Annotated in this window: 10 protein-coding genes; 6 read left to right on the top strand and 4 right to left on the bottom strand. The window is 70.0% G+C overall.

Annotated elements, in window-relative coordinates; genetic code table 11:
* Window positions 1–30 precede the first annotated feature (30 nt).
* Window positions 31–2565 carry an ATP-dependent helicase HrpB gene (hrpB, locus tag RHOFW104R8_RS04170; RefSeq protein WP_407071427.1) on the top strand — a complete coding sequence of 845 codons (2535 nt, stop codon included), beginning with the start codon at window positions 31–33 and terminating at the stop codon, window positions 2563–2565.
* A gap of 141 nt (window positions 2566–2706) precedes the next feature.
* Window positions 2707–5334 carry an EAL domain-containing protein gene (locus RHOFW104R8_RS04165; protein WP_235604361.1) on the top strand — a complete coding sequence of 876 codons (2628 nt, stop codon included), beginning with the start codon at window positions 2707–2709 and terminating at the stop codon, window positions 5332–5334.
* Window positions 5335–5388: 54 nt separating this feature from the next.
* On the opposite strand, the gene RHOFW104R8_RS04160 is transcribed toward RHOFW104R8_RS04165, so the two are convergent.
* Window positions 5389–6795: a M20/M25/M40 family metallo-hydrolase gene (locus tag RHOFW104R8_RS04160; RefSeq protein WP_068097613.1), complete on the bottom strand. Its 1407-nt coding sequence runs from the start codon at window positions 6793–6795 to the stop codon at window positions 5389–5391.
* Window positions 6796–6958: 163 nt separating this feature from the next.
* Window positions 6959–8839, bottom strand: coding sequence for a PKD domain-containing protein (locus RHOFW104R8_RS16855; RefSeq protein ID WP_235604362.1), 1881 nt, complete (start codon window positions 8837–8839; stop codon window positions 6959–6961).
* Window positions 8840–9640: 801 nt separating this feature from the next.
* On the opposite strand from RHOFW104R8_RS16855, the gene RHOFW104R8_RS04150 reads away from it, so the two are divergent.
* The gene (locus tag RHOFW104R8_RS04150; RefSeq protein WP_082823517.1) at window positions 9641–10873 is read left to right on the top strand and encodes a TIGR03862 family flavoprotein; all 1233 of its coding nucleotides are present in this window, start codon (window positions 9641–9643) and stop codon (window positions 10871–10873) included.
* A gap of 9 nt (window positions 10874–10882) precedes the next feature.
* On the opposite strand, the gene RHOFW104R8_RS04145 is transcribed toward RHOFW104R8_RS04150, so the two are convergent.
* The gene (locus tag RHOFW104R8_RS04145) at window positions 10883–11845 is read right to left on the bottom strand and encodes a LysR family transcriptional regulator (RefSeq protein ID WP_068097511.1); all 963 of its coding nucleotides are present in this window, start codon (window positions 11843–11845) and stop codon (window positions 10883–10885) included.
* A 251-nt stretch (window positions 11846–12096) separates the two neighbouring features.
* Here RHOFW104R8_RS04145 and RHOFW104R8_RS04140 point away from each other — a divergent pair, with 251 nt between their 5' ends.
* The 3 genes from RHOFW104R8_RS04140 to RHOFW104R8_RS04130 are packed head-to-tail and all read left to right on the top strand — an operon-like array spanning window position 12097 to window position 16577.
* Window positions 12097–13236: a DmsE family decaheme c-type cytochrome gene (locus RHOFW104R8_RS04140; RefSeq protein WP_068097509.1), complete on the top strand. Its 1140-nt coding sequence runs from the start codon at window positions 12097–12099 to the stop codon at window positions 13234–13236.
* Between the two features lie 12 nt (window positions 13237–13248).
* Window positions 13249–15864: an MtrB/PioB family outer membrane beta-barrel protein gene (locus RHOFW104R8_RS04135; RefSeq protein ID WP_068097506.1), complete on the top strand. Its 2616-nt coding sequence runs from the start codon at window positions 13249–13251 to the stop codon at window positions 15862–15864.
* Between the two features lie 11 nt (window positions 15865–15875).
* Entirely contained in the window at window positions 15876–16577 is a 702-nt protein-coding gene (locus RHOFW104R8_RS04130) for a cytochrome c4 (RefSeq protein WP_068097504.1), read from the top strand.
* Window positions 16578–16589: 12 nt separating this feature from the next.
* Here the strand turns inward: RHOFW104R8_RS04130 and RHOFW104R8_RS04125 are convergent, their stop codons facing one another.
* Window positions 16590–17363 carry a glutaminyl-peptide cyclotransferase gene (locus RHOFW104R8_RS04125; protein ID WP_068097499.1) on the bottom strand — a complete coding sequence of 258 codons (774 nt, stop codon included), beginning with the start codon at window positions 17361–17363 and terminating at the stop codon, window positions 16590–16592.
* Window positions 17364–17385 lie beyond the last annotated feature (22 nt).

The following is a 17385-nucleotide window of genomic DNA, read 5'->3' as shown; positions in this document are numbered from 1 at the left end:
CGGGGCGGGCGCGCGGCGGCGCCCGCTATCATGCGCGCGATGAGCAGTGCGCCGCCTCCGTTCCCGATCACCCCGCTGCTGCCGCAGATTTGTGCGTCGCTGGCGGCGCAGCCGCGGCTGGTGCTGGAGGCGCCGCCGGGCGCCGGCAAGACCACCCAGGTGCCGCTGGCCCTGCTCGACGCACCGTGGCTGGCCGGGGGCAAGATCGTGATGCTGGAGCCGCGCCGGATCGCGGCGCGCGCCGCCGCGCAGTTCATGGCGCAGCAGCTCGGCGAAGCGGTCGGGCAGACCGTCGGCTACCGCATCCGCTTCGAGTCGAAGGTGGGCGCGGCGACCCGCATCGAGGTGGTCACCGAAGGCATCCTCACCCGGCTGATCCAGCACGACCCGGAGTTGGCAGGGATCGGCGCGATCGTGTTCGACGAGTTCCACGAACGCCACCTCGCCGGCGACCTCGGCATCGCGCTAGCGCGGGACGTGCAGGCTACGCTGCGGCCGGATCTGCGCCTGCTGCTGATGTCGGCCACGCTGGATGGCGAGCGCATCGCGGCCTGGCTGGATGCGCCACGCATCAGCAGTCCGGGCCGCAGCTTCCCGGTGCGCATCGACTATCCGCCGGCACGCACCCAGGAAACCGTCGAACATCAGCTGGCCCGCGTCGCGCGGCAGGCGCTGGAGGAAAACGGCGGCGACGTGCTGGCCTTTCTGCCCGGCCGGCGCGAGATCGCGCGCGCGCAGGCGGTGCTGGCGCAGACGCTGGTGCGCGACGACGTCGAACTGGTCGCGCTGCACGGCGAGTTGTCGCTGGCCGAGCAGCAGCAGGCGCTGGCTCCCGCCGAACCGGGCATGCGTCGAATCGTGCTGGCCACCAACGTGGCCGAGTCCAGCATCACCCTGCCGGGCATTCGCGCGGTGATTGACAGCGGCCTCGCGCGCGAGCCGCGCTTCGATCCGAACTCCGGCTTCACCCGATTGGAGACCGTCAGCATCTCGCAGGCCTCGGCCGACCAGCGCGCCGGCCGTGCCGGCCGCGTGGCGGCGGGCACGGCGTACCGGCTGTGGCCGCAGGGCCGGCGGCTGGAGCCGGCGCGCACGGCCGAGATCATGCAGGCGGAGCTGTCGGGGCTCGCGCTGGAGCTGGCGGCCTGGGGCGTAACGGCGAGCAGCAGCGCCGCGCTACCGTGGCTCGATCCGCCGCCGTCCGGCGCGCTGGCGCAGGCACGCGAACTGCTGGTGAGCCTTGCCGCGCTGGACACCGATGGGCGCATCACCGCGCTGGGCCGGCGCATGCTGGAACTGGGCGCCACGCCGCGGCTGGGCGCCGCCGCGTTGCGCGCACCGTCCGAGTTGCACGCGCTGATCGCCGACCTGCTGGCGCTGATGGAGGCGCGTTCGCCGCTGCGTGGCACGCAGGCGCGCAGCGACGATTTCCGCGCCCGCGTGGCCGCGCTGCATGCCTGGCGCGACCGCCGTGGTCCGGCCTCGCGCGGTGAGGTCGACAGCGGCGCGCTGGCGGCGATCGAGCAGGCCAGCAAGGGCTGGCGCCGGCGCCTGGACGTATGTACCGCGGCCAGCGGCGTGCCGGACAGCCATGCAGTCGGCGACCTGCTGCTGCACGCGTTCCCCGACCGCATCGCGCGCCGCGACGACGGCAACCCGCTGCGCTACACGCTGGCCAACGGCCGCGGCGCGCGCCTGCACGAAGACACCGCGCTGCTGGGCGAGCCCTGGCTGGTGGTGCTGGACCTGCGCCTGGACGTGCGCGACAGCCTGGTGTTCGCCGCCGCGCCGTTCGATCCGCGCGTGCTGGAGCGCGACTTCCCGCAGCGCTTCACCCGCGAACGCACGCTGCGCTGGAACGACCAACGCGGCGCCACCGAGGCGTTCGATGAACAGCGCTTCGGCGCGATCGTGCTGGAGCGCCGCAGCGTGCCGGTGAAAGCTGCCGATGCATTGCCCGCGCTGCTGGCCGCCGTGCGCGCCCGGGGCCTCGACGCGTTGCCGTGGAGCGATCATGCGCGGCGGCTGCGTGCGCGCATGCAGGCGCTGCGCGCGTGGATGCCCGAGCTTGGCCTGTCGGATGTTTCCGAGGCGGCGCTGCTGGCCTCGCTGGAGGACTGGCTGGCGCCGTACCTCGACGGCCGGCACCGGCTCGACGCGCTGGGCGCGGAGGACTTGTCGCAGGCGCTGGCGTCGCGGCTCGACTACGAACAACGCCGCATGCTCGATGCGCAGGCGCCGGAAAGCCTGCTCGTGCCGAGCGGACAGAGCCGCCGGCTCGAGTACGCCGAAGGCGAGCCGCCGGTGCTGGCGGTGAAGCTGCAGGAGCTGTTCGGCGTGGCCGACACGCCGCGCGTCGGCGGCGGACGCATCCCGGTCACCCTGCACCTGCTGTCGCCGGCCGGCCGGCCGATCCAGGTGACCCAGGACCTGAAGGGTTTCTGGGAGCGCACCTATCCGGAAGTGAAGAAGGAACTGAAGGGCCGCTACCCGCGCCACCCGTGGCCGGACGACCCGTGGACCGCCACGCCGACGCATCGCGCGAAGCCGCGCGGAGGGCGCTGATCCGTCGCCGCGTGGATGAGCGCCGGTGCGGTTGTGTACCATCGGCGGGAACGGCATCGCGCGGTGACCTCCTTGCCCGGCAAAAAGCATCCCGACGACTCGCTTCCCGTACCGCCGGATGACGGCGGCGCAGGCGATCAGGTGATCCCGCAACCCCCGCGGTGGCATGTGGCCGCCTACCTGTGGGGCCTGCTCGCGCTGCTGCTGGGGCTCTCGCTGGCGCTGGCCGTGCACGAGCAGCAGAAGCAGCGGCTGCAGGCCGAGCGCACGCTCGTCCGCAACGAGCTGGCCAACAAGGCCTATGTCGCGCTGCAGGGCCGGCTGCGCGCGGCCGAATCGCTGCTGCGCGCCGCGCAATCGCTGTTCCTCTCCTCGGAGGAGGTGGACGCGGGCGAATACGCCGGCTTCTACGCCAACATGCGCCCGCGCGAACAGTTCCCCAGCCTGCTTGCCCTGGCCTACGCCCGGCGCGAACTGCGGCCGGACGGCGAGCATTACGTGACCCGCTGGGTCGAACCGGCGGCCGGCAACGAGACCGTGGTCGGGCTCGATGTGGGCACGCAGCCGCGCAATCTCGCCGCCCTGCTGGCCTCGCGCGACAGCGACCGGGCGACCCTGTCGGCGCCGTTCCATCCGCTGCAGTTGGCCGGCTCCGGCGTGGTGGGCGAAGGTGTCACCCTGCGGCTGCCGATCTACAGCCCGGGTCCGCCGCCGCGAACCGTCGACGAACGGCGCGCGCGCATGCGCGGCTCGATCGCGGCGTCGTTCCGGCTGGACGGCATGGTCGGCAATTCGCTGCCCGATTCGCTGACGCGCAACCTGCGCCTGCAGGTCAGCGACGTCACCGGGCCGGAGGCACTGCCGCTGTTCGATTCGGGCCACGGCGCCGTGTGGCTGGGCGACGGCTACCGCTATGAACGCAAGCTGGCCTACGGCGGGCGCGTATGGAGCGTCCGCATGTGGCCGCTGCCGCGCCACGCCGGTGCGGGTGCGGGCGGATGGGGCCGCACGACCCTGTGGGCCGGCGTGCTGTCCAGCATCCTGCTGGCGCTGCTGGTGTACTCCGTCGTCAGCACCCGCCAGCGCGCGCTCGAGCTGGGCTGGCGGATGAGCCGCCGCTATCGCGAGAGCGAGGAGCGCTTCCGCGCACTGAACGAACTGCTGCCGGCGCTGGTGCTGCTGGCCGAGGCCGATGGCGGGCGCATCACCTACGCGAACCAGGCCGCGCGTGCGCGCCTCGGCGAACATGTGGTCGAGCGCCGCCTGCCCGACCTGTTCGAGGATCCGGACCTGCGTGCGCGGCTCGGCAGTGCCGCGCCGCGCGATGGCGAGTGGACCGAGACCCCCCTGCACGGCGAGGCGGGCGCGCGTTTCTGGGCCGACGTGGCGATCTCGCGGATCGCGCTGGACGGGGGCGCCAGGCTGCTGATGGTAGCCAGCGACATCAGCGAGCAGCGCCGGCTGACTGAGCGGCTGAGCCACCAGGCCAGCCACGACGCGCTAACCGAGCTGTACAACCGGCGCGAGTTCGAACTTCGCCTGCAGGCCGCGCTGGAGGAGATCGGCGCCGCCGCGCCCGCTGCGCTGCTGTACCTGGATCTGGACCAGTTCAAGCTGATCAACGACACCTCCGGCCACCTCGCCGGCGACCAGCTGCTGGCCCGGCTGGCGGCCGTCATGCGCCGGCAGCTGGGCGCCGGCGACGTGCTGGCTCGGCTGGGCGGCGACGAGTTCGGCGTGCTGGTCGCCAACGTGGCCGACCGGGCCGCCGCCGAGCAGGCGGCCGAGCGCGTGCGCCGCTGCATCGACGGCTACGTGTTCAGTTGGGAACAGCGCAGCTACCAGGTCAGTGCCAGCATCGGCGGCGTGCTGATCGATCGCCCGGGCGTGCTGGTGAAGGACCTGCTGGCGCAGGCCGACACCGCCTGCTACATGGCCAAGGAACTGGGCCGCAACCGCGTGCACTTCTACTCCGAGCGCGACGACGAGACGGTGCGCCGGCACGGCGAGATGGAGTGGGCGAACCGGCTGCGCTGGGCGGTCGACGAGGGCCGGCTGGTGCTGGCCTACCAGGAGATCATGCCGCTACCGCTACCGCCGGTGGCCGAGGCCGGGCCCAGCGTCGAGCTGCTGCTGCGCTTCCGCGACGAGTCGGGCGAGCTGGTGGTGCCGGGCGTGTTCCTGCCGGCGGCTGAGCGCTACGGCCTGATGCCGGCGGTCGACCGCTGGGTGATCGAGACCGCGCTGGCCCACTTCGACCAGCTGCATCCGGCAGGCGCGGGGCTGCACATGGCGGCCATCAATCTTTCCGGCGCCAGCGTCGAGGACGAGGCGCTGGCCGGCCGGATCATCGGCTGGCTGCGCCACTACAAGGTGGACCCGTCGCGGGTGTGTTTCGAGATCACCGAGACCGTGGCGGTGCGCAACCTGTCGCAGGTGGTGCGCTTCATGGAGCAGCTGCGTGCGGTGGGCTGCAGGATCGCGCTGGACGATTTCGGCGCCGGCATGTCCTCGTTCACGTACTTGAAGAACCTGCCGCTGGACATCCTCAAGATCGACGGCAGTTTCGTGCGCGACATGCTGACCGACCCGGTCAGCCATCTCATGGTGCGCGCGGTCACCGACATCGGCCACCGGCTCGGCCTGCAGGTGGTCGCCGAGTGGGTGACCGACCGGGAGACCGTGCAGGCGCTGGCCGAACTGGGCGTCAACGGCGTGCAGGGCTTCAGCCTGCACCGTCCCGAGCTGGCGCGGTTCCAGCACGATTAGGCGGCGGATGCCCCGCTTCGCCGCCGGCCCGGCGTGTGGGCCGGCCGGCGCGGCTCAGTGGCCGGCGCCGCTGGTGGCCGGCGCCGGTGAACGCGCAAAGCTGCCGGCGTCGCCGGGAAACACCACCGGGCTCTCGTAGCCGTCGGCCGAGACCGACGACACGCCGAAGAACCAGTCGTCGATCACCACGTCCTTCAGCACCGCCCGGTCGACGTCGCCTACCGCGTAAGCGTGCTGCCACTGCGGTGCGGTGGTGTTGCGCCAGTGCACGCGGTAGCCGGCGGCACCGGGCACCTTGTGCCAGGTCAGCGTGGTGTCGGTGGCCACGGCGCCCTCGATGTCGATGCCGGCCGGCGGCGCCGGCGCGCGGCTCAGCGCGGCCATGGTGAGGGTATTGAGCGCGGTGACGCGCGCGAGGTAGCGGAAGTCGATGCCGTCGAGGGTGTCGCCGTAGTGCACGCCGCGATCCCGGTCGGTTTGCCCGATGCGCAGGTCCTGGTGCTGGCGGGTGTAGTCCTCGTGCGCCTCGGTGACCCGCACCGCCGGATAGCCGGCCTCGAGGAACGGCACCTGGTCGCCGCCGCGGGCGTAGCGGTCGGTGCGATAGACCATGCGCACCTGGAGGTCCGGCAGGTACGCGTCGGCGATCGCCGCCATGTAGCGGGCCACGTTGCGCGAGGGCGAATCCACCTCGCCGCCGTGGTAGCGGCGATAGTTCGCCTGCGCCGCGGTCTCGTTGCTCCGGGTGCCTTCGGAGAACACGCGCACGGTGGTGCCATCGGCCACGCCGTTCTGGCCGCGGCTGTTGCCGACGATGTCGTTGTTGAGGTCGGCCTCGACCCGCCAGCCGTGCGCCACCGCGTAGTCGGCCAGCACCTTGCCGCCGTACAGTCCCTGCTCCTCGCCGGACAGGGCGGCGAACACCAGGGTGGCGTCGTTGTCCTGCGTCGACAGCAGCCGCGCGGCCTCGATCAGCGCGGCGACGCCGGAGGCGTCGTCGTTGGCGCCGGGTGCATCGCTGGTGGCGTTCATCACGTCGCTGACGCGCGAATCCAGGTGGCCGGTCATCACGATCACCCGGTCCGGGTCGCCCTTGCCGCGCTTGATCGCGACCACGTCCATCACTTCGGTCGGCACCGGAATGCGCTTGCCGCTGAATGCCTGTGATGGCGTGGCCACCTCGATGCAGCCGCCGCAGTCGCGCGAGATCGCCTCGAAGCGCGCCTTCACCCAGCGCCGCGCCGCGCCGATGCCGCGCGTATCGGACTTGGTGTCGGACAGCGTGTGGCGGGTGCCGAAGCCGACCAGCTTCGTGATCGTGGCGCGCAGTTCCGCTTCGCTGGGAGCGCCGGCCAGCGCATGCAACGCCGGTTGTTCGTGCGGCAGGGCGGGTGGCGCGGCGTGGGACGCACTCGTCGCGAGCAGCGCGGCCAGGAACAGGCTCGGCAGGGTTCGATGCATGGTGAAGATCCGCTGGCGGTGAGCCGCCACCATACAACGGGATGGCGCCGCGCAGCGTGCCTGTGCCGCGTCGCGGCGACGCGGACGAAACAGGGCCCGGTCGTTGCCGGCCGGGCCCTGGATCCGCTTCTTCGCGTGCGGCGGCGAGCGCCGCCGATCGCGCTTACTGCACGGTCAGCGTGATGTCGTCGAGCACGAACGAGGTCTGCAGCGACGAGTCTTCGCTGCCGGTGAACTTGATCGTCACCGTCTGGCCGATGTACGGGGTGAGGTTGGCCGTATGCACGGCGTAGCCGGTGGCCGCATTGACGTTCGAGTAGGTGGCCAGCGTCGCGAGCACCGAGCCCGAGCTGTTCAGCACCTGCACCTTCAGCGTGTCATACGCGGTCGAGCCGCTTTCCGCCGTGTCGATGTGCAGGTAGTACGACAGGGTGGCCGAGGTCTTACCGCTCGGAATGGCCACCGACTGCGACAACGTGTCGGTGTGGGTCGTGCCGTAGCCGTCCAGCCAGGCGAACCAGGAACCGCTGTGGGCGACTTCGCCCGAGCAGCCGCTGTTGCTGCACAGCGTGCCGGAGCTCATCGCCCACGGCGAGGCCGCGCCGCTCTCGAAGCCGGTGTTGCCGAGCAGTTGCGACGGGCTGCCGCTGGAGACCGTCACCGAGGCCGTCTTGGAGCTGGTCTTGGCGCTGACGCTGTCGGTCACCGTCTCGGTCACGCTGTAGGTGCCGGCGGCGGCGTAGGTGTGGCTGGGGTTGGCCACGGCCGAGCTGCTGCCGTCGCCGAAGGTCCACGCGTGCGACGAGAGGGTGCCGCCGGTGTCAGTGGAGGTGTCGGTGAAGTTCACGGTCAGGCCGCTGATCGTGTCGGTGAAGTTGGCCACCGGCGTGCCGCCGCCGCTGCCGCCGACGATCGGATGCGAGATGTCGCATTCGTTGGTGTCGTTGGACCAGGTCGACTGCATGGCATAGGTGCCGTTGCCCATCACCACGTTCTGGGTGGCCGCGTTCGACGGCGTGGTGAGCCAGGCGCACTCGTCGCCGTTTTCCTGGCCGTTGTAGGTGGCGTTGCCGGTGTGGTTGGTCCAGCCGCCCGCCGGGTTCTGGTCGGTCACCGTCTCGGCGTACTCGTGACCTCCGACGATCGAGAAGCCGTCGAGGTTGCCCTGTGCGCCGGAGTTGACCGAGCCGGTGCCGCAGCTGGAGCCCATGTCGTAGACGTACGGCATGTTGGTGAAGGCGACGTCGCCGACGGGCGAGGTCACGCTCTGGTCGCCGTTCCAGTCGTGCCAGGCGCAGAAGCTGCCGGTGGGGGTGTTGAACCCGTCCGGGTGCGTGCCGGTCGGCGACAGGATGACGTACTGCACGTAGCGGTTCGAGGCGGCGGTGGTGTTGCCGAAGTGCTGCGCCGCCTTGATCGCCTCCTGCGCGAGCTGCGCGCCGGTGGCCTGCGATGGCGAAGCCACCGAGTTGTCGTACCAGATGTTGACGAAGGTGCCGCCGGTCGGATAGCCGACGGTGGGCGCGCCGCTGGGGCAGAAGGTGGCGCCGGTGGATACCGAGGAACCGTCGCAATACTGCGTCATCACGCCCGACCACAGTTCGCCGCCGGTGCCCAGGCCCTTGAACAGGTTTTCCAGGTAGGGCACCGCGCCCACCGGGTCGTTGGACAGCGTCATGTTGCCGCTGGCGTTGGTGCTGGCCGTGCCCCACTGGCTGCCGTAGACCACGATGTAGACCTTCGGCGTGCCGCTGGTGACGCCGATGCCGTCGACGCCGCCGCCGTAGCTGAGCGTTTGCGGGCCGGTGGCGGCGGCGGTGGTGGCCGCCTGCAGCGCCTGGTACTGCTTCATCCGGGCATGGGCTTCCCTGGTGGGAAACACGCCATGGCGGTAAGCATGGCCATAGGCCGGCGAGTAGGGGTTGAGGGTCGGGTTGCTGGCCGCGGCAGGCGCGGCGGTGCTCTGCGCGGGTGCTGCATAGGCGGCCGCCGGCGTGGTGGCCGCGGCGATCGCGACCCCCGCTGCGATGGCCCATGACTTCAATCGGAAATTGCCTGGCATTTCGAACTCCCAAGGTTTTTTGAGGACAAACGGACCCTATGGGGACCGTGAGGACCTCATGCATGGAGTGCCGTGGACAGACGCGGCACAAGGAATTTTCTTGGACTGGCCTGCGATCCCGCGCCCCGCACGCGACCCTTCCCGGAGTTGCCCGCGGGGTCGAATGCCGATTCGGAATGATCTTGCAGAAGTGACGACGGAATCATTCGCCAAGCTCCCCATTGGCGAACGCGGCGACGGTATGAGTTGCAGATGAAACCAGTCAATAGGACTTTTTGAAGTGGCCGGTGATCACGATCACGTAATCGGGTAATTGCGTTGCCATACCTGCACCGTAAATATTTTCAATCGTCGCGGTGCCGCGGCGCGCCTGTGCGGATGCTTGGGGCGCATCCCGTGGCCGGAGCGGCACATGATGATTTTCATTCGCCGTATCAGATAGATGGATGAGTTGGGCGCGCGCCTGCTGCGAGCATTCCTGTCCGGCCGGGCGGGAGGGAAACGTGGTCTATCCGGCCCCGCATGGGGTTCGACGAATGCGTAATTCCATGCGTTTGGAACGATATTAATCCGAATCGATTTCGCAATATGTTTCGTAGTTTTTGCCGGGTTATGGCCGCGACAATCCACAAAATTCGGACGGTTGATTAATCCGGTTTATTTCCGATTCAGTTGGTTGCCGCCGGGAAACGCCGGGTCAGGTGAACCGATGAAGGTCCGGATCGCCGCCGGGTTGCCCGGTCGCCGGTTCATTCCGTTCGGGCGGCATGCGACCATCTGCGGATGAACCGGACGAACCCCCACCGCCTGGCGATCATCGGCGGCGGTCCGGCGGGGCTGATGGCGGCCGAGGCCGCGTGCGCGGCGGGCGTGGCGGTCGACCTGTACGACGCTAAGGGTTCGGCCGGGCGGAAATTCCTGCTGGCCGGCAAGGGCGGCCTCAACCTCACCCATGGCGAGCCACGCGCGCGTTTCGTCGAACGCTATGCGTCGCGCCGCGACGAGGTGGGGCGCTGGCTCGACGTGTTCGACGCGGACGCGCTGCGCGGCTGGGCGCGCGGGCTCGGCGTGGAGACCTTCACCGGCAGTTCGGGCCGGGTGTTCCCGGTCGACCTGAAGGCGGCCCCGTTGCTGCGCCGCTGGCTGCATCGCCTGCGCGAATCGGGCGTGACCTTCCACATGCACCACCGCTGGCTGGGCTGGAGCGATGGTGCGCTGCGCTTCGCCACGCCGCAGGGCGAACGCACGGCGGCGGCCGCTGCGGTGGTCCTCGCGCTCGGCGGCGCCAGCTGGCCGCAGCTGGGCTCCGATGGCGCCTGGGTGGCGCCACTCGGGGAGGCGGGCGTCGAGATCGCCCCGCTGCAGCCGGCGAACTGCGGCTTCGAAGTGGCGTGGAGCGAGCATCTTTCCGGCCGCTTCGCCGGCGCCCCGCTGAAGCCGGTGGTGGCGCACTGGGTCGACCGCCACGGCGTGGCCCATTCGCGCCAGGGCGAGTTCGTGCTCAGCGAATACGGTATCGAGGGCAGCCTGATCTACGCGATCGGCGCCGAGCTGCGCGGGCAGATTGCCGAACGCGGCGAGGCCTCGTTGGCGCTGGACCTGGTGCCCGGCCGTACCGTGGCGGCGCTCGCCGAACGCCTCGCCGCGCCGCGCGGCAAGCACAGCATGGGCGACTGGCTGCGTCGTCGCGCCGGGCTGGACGCGGCGAAGTGCGCGCTGGTGTTCGAACTCACCGACAAGCCCACCCTGGCCGATCCGCCGGCGCTGGCGACGCGGCTGAAGGCCATGCCGCTGCGCCTGCGCGCGCCGCGGCCGGTCGCCGAGGCGATCAGTACGGCCGGCGGCGTGCGGCTGGAGGCGCTGGACGAGGACCTGATGCTGCGCGCCCGCCCCGGCGTGTTCTGCGCGGGCGAGATGCTGGACTGGGAGGCGCCCACCGGCGGCTACCTGCTCACCGCCTGTTTCGCCAGCGGCCTGGTCGCCGGCCGCGCCGCGGCGCGCCGGCTGGGCGCGTAGCCGGCGACGTCAGCCGGTGGGCAGGTTCGCCGGCCCGGGCTTCGCGTTCTCGGCCAGCACGCCCGATTGGGTGCTGCGCAGTACCTGCGGCATGCGCTGCGCCACGAAGTCGATGAAGCTGCGCAGCGCCGGGGTGTGGCCGTGGCGCGAGGGATACACCGCGTGCACGTTGCCCGGGGGCAGCGACCACGCCGGCAGCAGCGGTACCAGCCGGCCTTCGGCGATCGGTTCGCGGCAGACGAACTGCGGCAGTTGCGCCGCGCCGACGCCGCCGACCACCGCCTGGTACAGCACCTGCAGATCGTCGCTGACCAGGCTGGGATGGTGCTCGATCTGCTGGGTGCGGCCATCGGCGGCCTGCAGGTGCCAGAAATGCCGGCCATCGGCATTGATCACGCCGACGCTGGAAAGGCGCTTCAGGTCCACCGGCTGCAGCGGCTGGCCCTGGCGTCGCAGCAGCCCGGGACTGGCCACCAGCATCTGCGGGTCCATGCCGTAGCTGCGCATCACCAGGCTGGAATCCTTGAGCGAATCGCGCACGCGGAACGCGATGTCGTAGCCGCCGGCGATCACGTCGGCCTGGTGATGGCAGATGTCGAGGTCGACCTGAACCTCGGGATGCTGCCGCAGGAAGTCGACCAGCACCGGCGCCAGCAGCAGCTGCGCGAACAGCACCGGGCAGGCCACGTGGATGCGCCCGCGCGGTGCGGCCTGGGCCTCGTCGATGACGCGCTGGGTCTGCTCGGCGGCGGCCAGCAGCTGCCGGCATTGTTCGTAGTAGCGCTGGCCGATCTCGCTGACGTGCGAGCGCCGCGTGGTGCGCTGGATCAGCCGCACGCCGAGGCCCGCCTCCAACCGGGCCACCCGGAAGCTCAGCTGCGACTTGGCCACGCCCAGCGCCTTGCTGGCGGCAGTGAACGAACCCAGTTCCACTACCTGCACGAAGTAGTAGATGTCGTTGAGATCCTGCATGGCACATCCCTGCGATGGCGCTGTCGGGTGTGGGCTAAGCGGCGGAATATCTTGCTGCGTTGCAAAATCGTGAAGGATTGTTCTTTGATCCTGGATATTAAACGCAACATCGCAGGGCTTATCAATCTCATTCGCCGAGGGGAATACTGCGGTGCAGGACAAGGCCGGATGCGTCGAGGGGGGCATGCCGGACGGGTGCGCCGCCGGCCGATCGCGATCGGGTGTTCACGCTAGCCAAGGGGTTCCAAGCCATGCGTGTGATTTCGCTGTTTCTTGCAGCCTTGCTATGCGTGATGCTGGGCGCCGCCACGATGCTGCTGGGCTCCCGGGACCTGCAGGCCCAGCAGGCGGCAACGAGCGACCCCGCCGCAACGGGCAACGGGCATGCGCCGGCCAGCGGGCTCAGCCAGAGCGACATCGCCAGGATGCTGCCGGCCACCGACATGGGCGCGAACGCGGCACGCCAGAACAACCCTCATCTCGCTTCGATGGGCGACAGCCCGGCCACGCCGTTCGATGGTGCGCCGATCCCGGCCAACCCGCTGGCACCGAACGCCGACGCGGTCGGTGCGAAGACCTGCGTGGCCTGCCACGCGCAGGAGAACGTGCAGGCCTCGCACTCGCTGCACGTGGCCTCGTTCCGCGCCGGCGCGGCCAACACCGGCCCGCAGGCGGCCTGCGAAAGCTGCCACGGACCGGGTTCCGAACACGCCAAGGACCCCACCGCGCCGGGCAAGATCATCGCCTTCACCCACGATGCGAAGACCTCGCCGCAGACCCAGGCGGGCGTGTGCCTGAGCTGCCATGCCGGCGGGGCGCGGCAGCACTGGATCGGCTCGATCCACCAGAACCGCGGGCTGTCCTGCACCGACTGCCACAACCCGATGGCCAGGCTGTCGCCCGAGGGCGTGCTGGCGAAATCGTCGATCAACGAGGTCTGCGCGACCTGCCACCAGGACATCCGCGCCAAGTTCAACCGCCGCTCGCACATGCCGCTGCCGGAAGGGCAGATGGCCTGCACCGACTGCCACAACCCGCACGGCTCGATCACCAAGCCGCTGCTGAAGACCGACACGGTCAACGAGACCTGCTACACCTGCCACGCCGAGAAGCGCGGACCGTTCCTGTTCGAGCACGCGCCGGTGCGGCAGAACTGCCTCAACTGCCACGACGTGCACGGCTCCAACCAGCAGACCCTGCTGGTCGCGCCGATCCCGATGCTGTGCCAGCAGTGCCACACCATGACGCGCCATCCGAACGACCTGCAGGGCGCGGCCGGCCTCGGCACCGGCCCGCACCCGGACGAGCGGCTGATGGGGCGCGGCTGCCTGAGCTGCCACGCCAACATCCACGGTTCCAACAATCCTTCCGGACCGAAGTTCCACAAGTGACGGAGGCCGACGATGCTTGCGCAGAAAGGAAATCGCACGACGCCGAAAGCCCTGGCATTGGGATTGCTGGCCGGCCTGCTCGGCATGCAGTGCGCGATGGCCGGCGATACCAGCGGCACCATGCGCGTGGGCGACATGCAGTACGGCAACGGGCTCGACCTGCGCGGCTGGACGCCGATGCTGTACCCGGCCGACCCGGACGGGACGTCCTACCTGCATCCCGGCATGCTGCGCACGCCCACCGGCGCGCTGTATCCGTACCCGCCGATGGCCGATGCGGGCAGGCCGCTGGGCCAGGGCGACTGGACCTATGCCGGGCTGCTCCAGTTCGGCTACCTGCATGTCGGCGGTGACCGCAACGCGGAGTACTTCCGCCAGTACGACGACTGGAAGAGCGGCGCCGTGCTCGGCCTGTTCGCGCTCGATTTCAACAACCGCAAGACCGGCAGCTACGTGGATTTCCGCGGCAGCCGGATCAGCGGCGACGACCAGTTCTACCGCCTGCGCGGCGGCAGGTACGGCAGCTACCGGATCGAGGCGTTCTACCGCGACATGCCGCATACGGTGTCGACCAGTGCCTACCCGATCTGGAACGGCGTCGGCGGCACCGACCTGACCCTCCCCGCGCCGCTGGTTGCCGGTGCCAGCACGCCGGCGCAGGTGGCCGCGGCATCGGCAGCCACGCCACGGCGCAGCATCGGCCTCACCCGCACGCGCGCGGGGCTGGGTTACGAGGGCGTGCTGTACCGCGACTGGATCGGCTCGGCTTCGATCACCAACGAGAAGCGCACGGGCACCCGCCTGTGGGGCGGCTCGATGTTCTTCAACTTCCCGTTCCCCGACAACGGCGGCGTGCTGGAGACGGTGCGGCCGATCGACTTCCGCACCACCGATATCAACCTCAGCCTGCGCAACGTGGGCAAGGTGTGGCGCTTCCTCGCCACCTACAACGGCTCGTTCTTCCGCAACCACAAGGATCACCTGAACTTCGAGAGCCCGTTCCGCCTGTGGAACGTGGTCGGCACGCCGCAGGTGGCCGACATCAAGAACGGCCAGTTCTCGCTGGAGCCGGACAACGACTACCACAACCTGCGCCTGGACCTGTCGCGCGAGCTGAAGGGGAACGGCCAGTTCACCGTGGCCGGCGCGTGGGGCACGATGCGCCAGAACGACGCGCTGCTGGCGCCCACCACCTGCGTCGGCACCGGCGGCATCTTCATCGCGCCGCCGGTGAACTACACCTTCCAGTGCGCCAACTGGAACACCACCGCGGCGCTGTCGCGGAAGAACGCGAACGCACGCATCGACACCGGCCTCCTCGACGCCCGCGTCAGCTTCCATCCCACCGCCGCGTTCGGCTGGCACGCCGGGCTGCGCTGGTACCGCGAGGACGACAAGACCCGCTACCTCGCCTACAACCCGCTCACCGGCCAGTACGGCTACATCTCCGAGAACGGCTCGCAGGGCAGCGTGGTGCCGGGCGAGACCGGCATCTTCGACTCGCGCAACCCGCTGTACCGTTCGGCCAACGTCACCGTGCGCAATAACCCGTTCGGCTACACCGACACCCTCTTCGAGCTGGGCGGCGACTGGCAGTTCGGCAGCAAGAGCTCGCTCGGCGTCGTCTACACCTTCGATCACAACCGGCCGAAGTACCGCGAGCGCAGGCGCGTGGACGACCAGCGCATCAAGTTCGACTGGGTCAGCCGCGACGTGATCGGCGCCACCGTGCGCCTGAGCTGGGAGTACGCCAGGCGCGACGGCGACAGGTACAACTACGATCCGTACGAGCAGTTCTTCTCCAGGTCGCTGCCTGGCTTCGTCGTACCGGCCAACGGCATCGCCGTGCACACCGTTGCCGACATGCGCAAGTACGACCTGTCCAACCGCACCGAGAGCAAGGCGCGCGTGATCATCACCCATCCGTGGGGCGAGTCGGCCACGCTGTCGGCCACCTTCTACGGCAACCGCGACCGCTACGACGCCCTGATCGGCCGGCAGAACACCCAGACCACCGGCGCCACCGTGCAGTGGGACTGGCAGCCGACCCCGGCCACCACGGTGAACGCCTACCTCGGCGCGGAAAGCTCGCGCATGGGCATCTCCAACGTCAACGATGCGGACGGGCCGGACAACGGCAAGGCGTTGGGCACGATCGGCCAGACCAATCCGAATCTCGGCGGGCCGCTGTATCCGTACGCGAACCAGTGGTGGGAACTGGACCGCGAGAGCAACCGCAACGCGGGCCTGAGTTTCAGCCACGACTTCGGTCGCGTGCGCCTGGACGGCAGCTACAACTACACCGGTTCGTTCGGCCACGTCGGCTACAGCTACGCCACGATCGGCGCGCTGGCCTACCGCGACCCCACCGCGGTCGCCGCATCCGGCAGCGGTTTTCCCGACAACAAGTACCGCACCAACACGCTGGATCTGGGGGTGAACTTCACGGTCAACCGCAGCGTCGGCGTGCGCGTGTTCGGCCGCTACGAAACCGGTGCGTTCAGCGACTGGCATTACGCCGGTTTCGACAACACGCTCAGCTACGACCACAGGATCTATACCGACAAGGGTGGCCAGCTGCACTACAGCGTCAGCCTGGTCGGCGTGATGCTGAACCTTAAACTGTGAGGAGCGCCGGGATGATGTATCGCACTAGCCTCCTGCTGTTGTTCCTGCTGGCGTCGGGCGTTGCCGCAGGCGCCGGGGCGCAGGAGCCGCCTCACGCCGCCGCGCCGGCCAGGGTGGCGGACCTGCGCCGCATGCAGCCGGTCAGCGGCGACGCCCGGGCCGGCGCGGGCAAGGCCGCGGTATGCGCGGCCTGCCATGGCGCGCAGGGCGTGGCGATCGCGCCGAATTTCCCCAACCTGGCCGGGCAATCGGCCACCTACCTGTACGTGCAGCTGAAGGAGTTCCACGACGGCCTGCGCAGCGATCCGGTGATGAGCGGCCAGGCCGCCGCGCTGAGCGACGCCGACATGCGCGACCTGGCCAGCTACTACGCCGCGCTGGCGCCGAAGCCGGCCGGGCGCGCCGATGCCGCGTCACGCGGCGCGCAGCTGTACCTCGCCGGCGATCCCGCCAAGGGCATACCGCCCTGCCAGGGCTGCCACGGCGCGGACGCGCTGGGGCCGCGGCCGCACCCGAGCAGCGCGCCGCCGCCGCCGTGGGCGAGCTGGCCACGCCTGCGCGGGCAGTCCGCGCTGTACCTGGCCAAGGAGCTGGCCGACTTCAAGAGCGGCGCGCGCAGCGGCACCAGCAACGCGAAGGTGATGCAGGGCGTGGTCGAGACGCTGGACGCCGCCGACGTGCAGGCGTTGTCCGCCTACCTCGACGCGCTGTGACGCGGCCGGCGCTCAGCGCGCGGGCCGCTTCTTCAGCAGCCGGATCTCGAACAGCTTCGGCCAGCACTTGCCGGTGACGAACAGGCGCTTGTGCCGCGCGTCCCAGGCGATCCCGTTGAGCACGTCGTCGCCGGGATCCGGCAGCTGGCTGATGTCGAACAAGCCGCCGAGGTCGATCCAGCCCACCACGTGGCCGCTGGCCGGGTCGATCCGCGCGATGCGGTCGGTGAGCCAGACATTGGCGTAGATCTCGCCGTCGACCCACTCCAGCTCGTTGAGGTTGGTCACCGGCACGCCGTCGGCGGTGACGCGGATGCGGCGGACCACGGCCAGCGTTTCCGGATCGAGCACGCGCAGCACCGGCGTGCCGTCGCTCATGTACAGGTGCGTGTCGTCGCGGGTCAGCGCCCAGCCCTCGCCCGGGTAGCTGAAATTGCGTTGCAGCGCGAAGCTGGCCAGGTCGTAGACGAAGCCGGTCCCGCTCTTCCAGGTGAGCTGCACCAGGCGGTCCTTCCAGTCGACGATGCCCTCGCCGAAATAGCGCGCCGGCAGGTTGTGCCGCTGCACCGTCTCGCCGCTCGCCAGCTCCACCTTGCGCACGGTGGAGGAACCCGCCTCGCCGGTGCTCTCGTAGAGATAGCCGTCCTTGTAGAACAGGCCTTCGGTATACGCGCCGGTGTCGTGCGGATAGACGTGCACGACCCGGTAGCCGTAGACCGGGATGTCGGCGGCGTGCGCGGCCGCGCAGGCGAGCAGGGCGAGGAGGCAGGCGAACCAGCGCAGCATCGGGTCGGCTTCCGGACGGGTG

The organism is Rhodanobacter sp. FW104-R8 (genome assembly GCF_001617365.1).
GTDB lineage: Bacteria > Pseudomonadota > Gammaproteobacteria > Xanthomonadales > Rhodanobacteraceae > Rhodanobacter.
This window is presented reverse-complemented; position numbering and strand designations above follow the sequence as displayed.

Excerpts from the sequence above, each read along its gene's own strand:
- hrpB (WP_407071427.1), top strand. The coding sequence starts at position 31 with ATGCGCGCGATGAGCAGTGCGCCGCCTCCGTTCCCGATCACCCCGCTG.
- RHOFW104R8_RS04160 (WP_068097613.1), bottom strand. The coding sequence starts at position 6,795 with ATGCATCGAACCCTGCCGAGCCTGTTCCTGGCCGCGCTGCTCGCGACG.
- RHOFW104R8_RS04150 (WP_082823517.1), top strand. The coding sequence starts at position 9,641 with ATGAACCGGACGAACCCCCACCGCCTGGCGATCATCGGCGGCGGTCCG.
- RHOFW104R8_RS04145 (WP_068097511.1), bottom strand. The coding sequence starts at position 11,845 with ATGCAGGATCTCAACGACATCTACTACTTCGTGCAGGTAGTGGAACTG.
- RHOFW104R8_RS04140 (WP_068097509.1), top strand. The coding sequence starts at position 12,097 with ATGCGTGTGATTTCGCTGTTTCTTGCAGCCTTGCTATGCGTGATGCTG.
- RHOFW104R8_RS04135 (WP_068097506.1), top strand. The coding sequence starts at position 13,249 with ATGCTTGCGCAGAAAGGAAATCGCACGACGCCGAAAGCCCTGGCATTG.
- RHOFW104R8_RS04130 (WP_068097504.1), top strand. The coding sequence starts at position 15,876 with ATGATGTATCGCACTAGCCTCCTGCTGTTGTTCCTGCTGGCGTCGGGC.
- RHOFW104R8_RS04125 (WP_068097499.1), bottom strand. The coding sequence starts at position 17,363 with ATGCTGCGCTGGTTCGCCTGCCTCCTCGCCCTGCTCGCCTGCGCGGCC.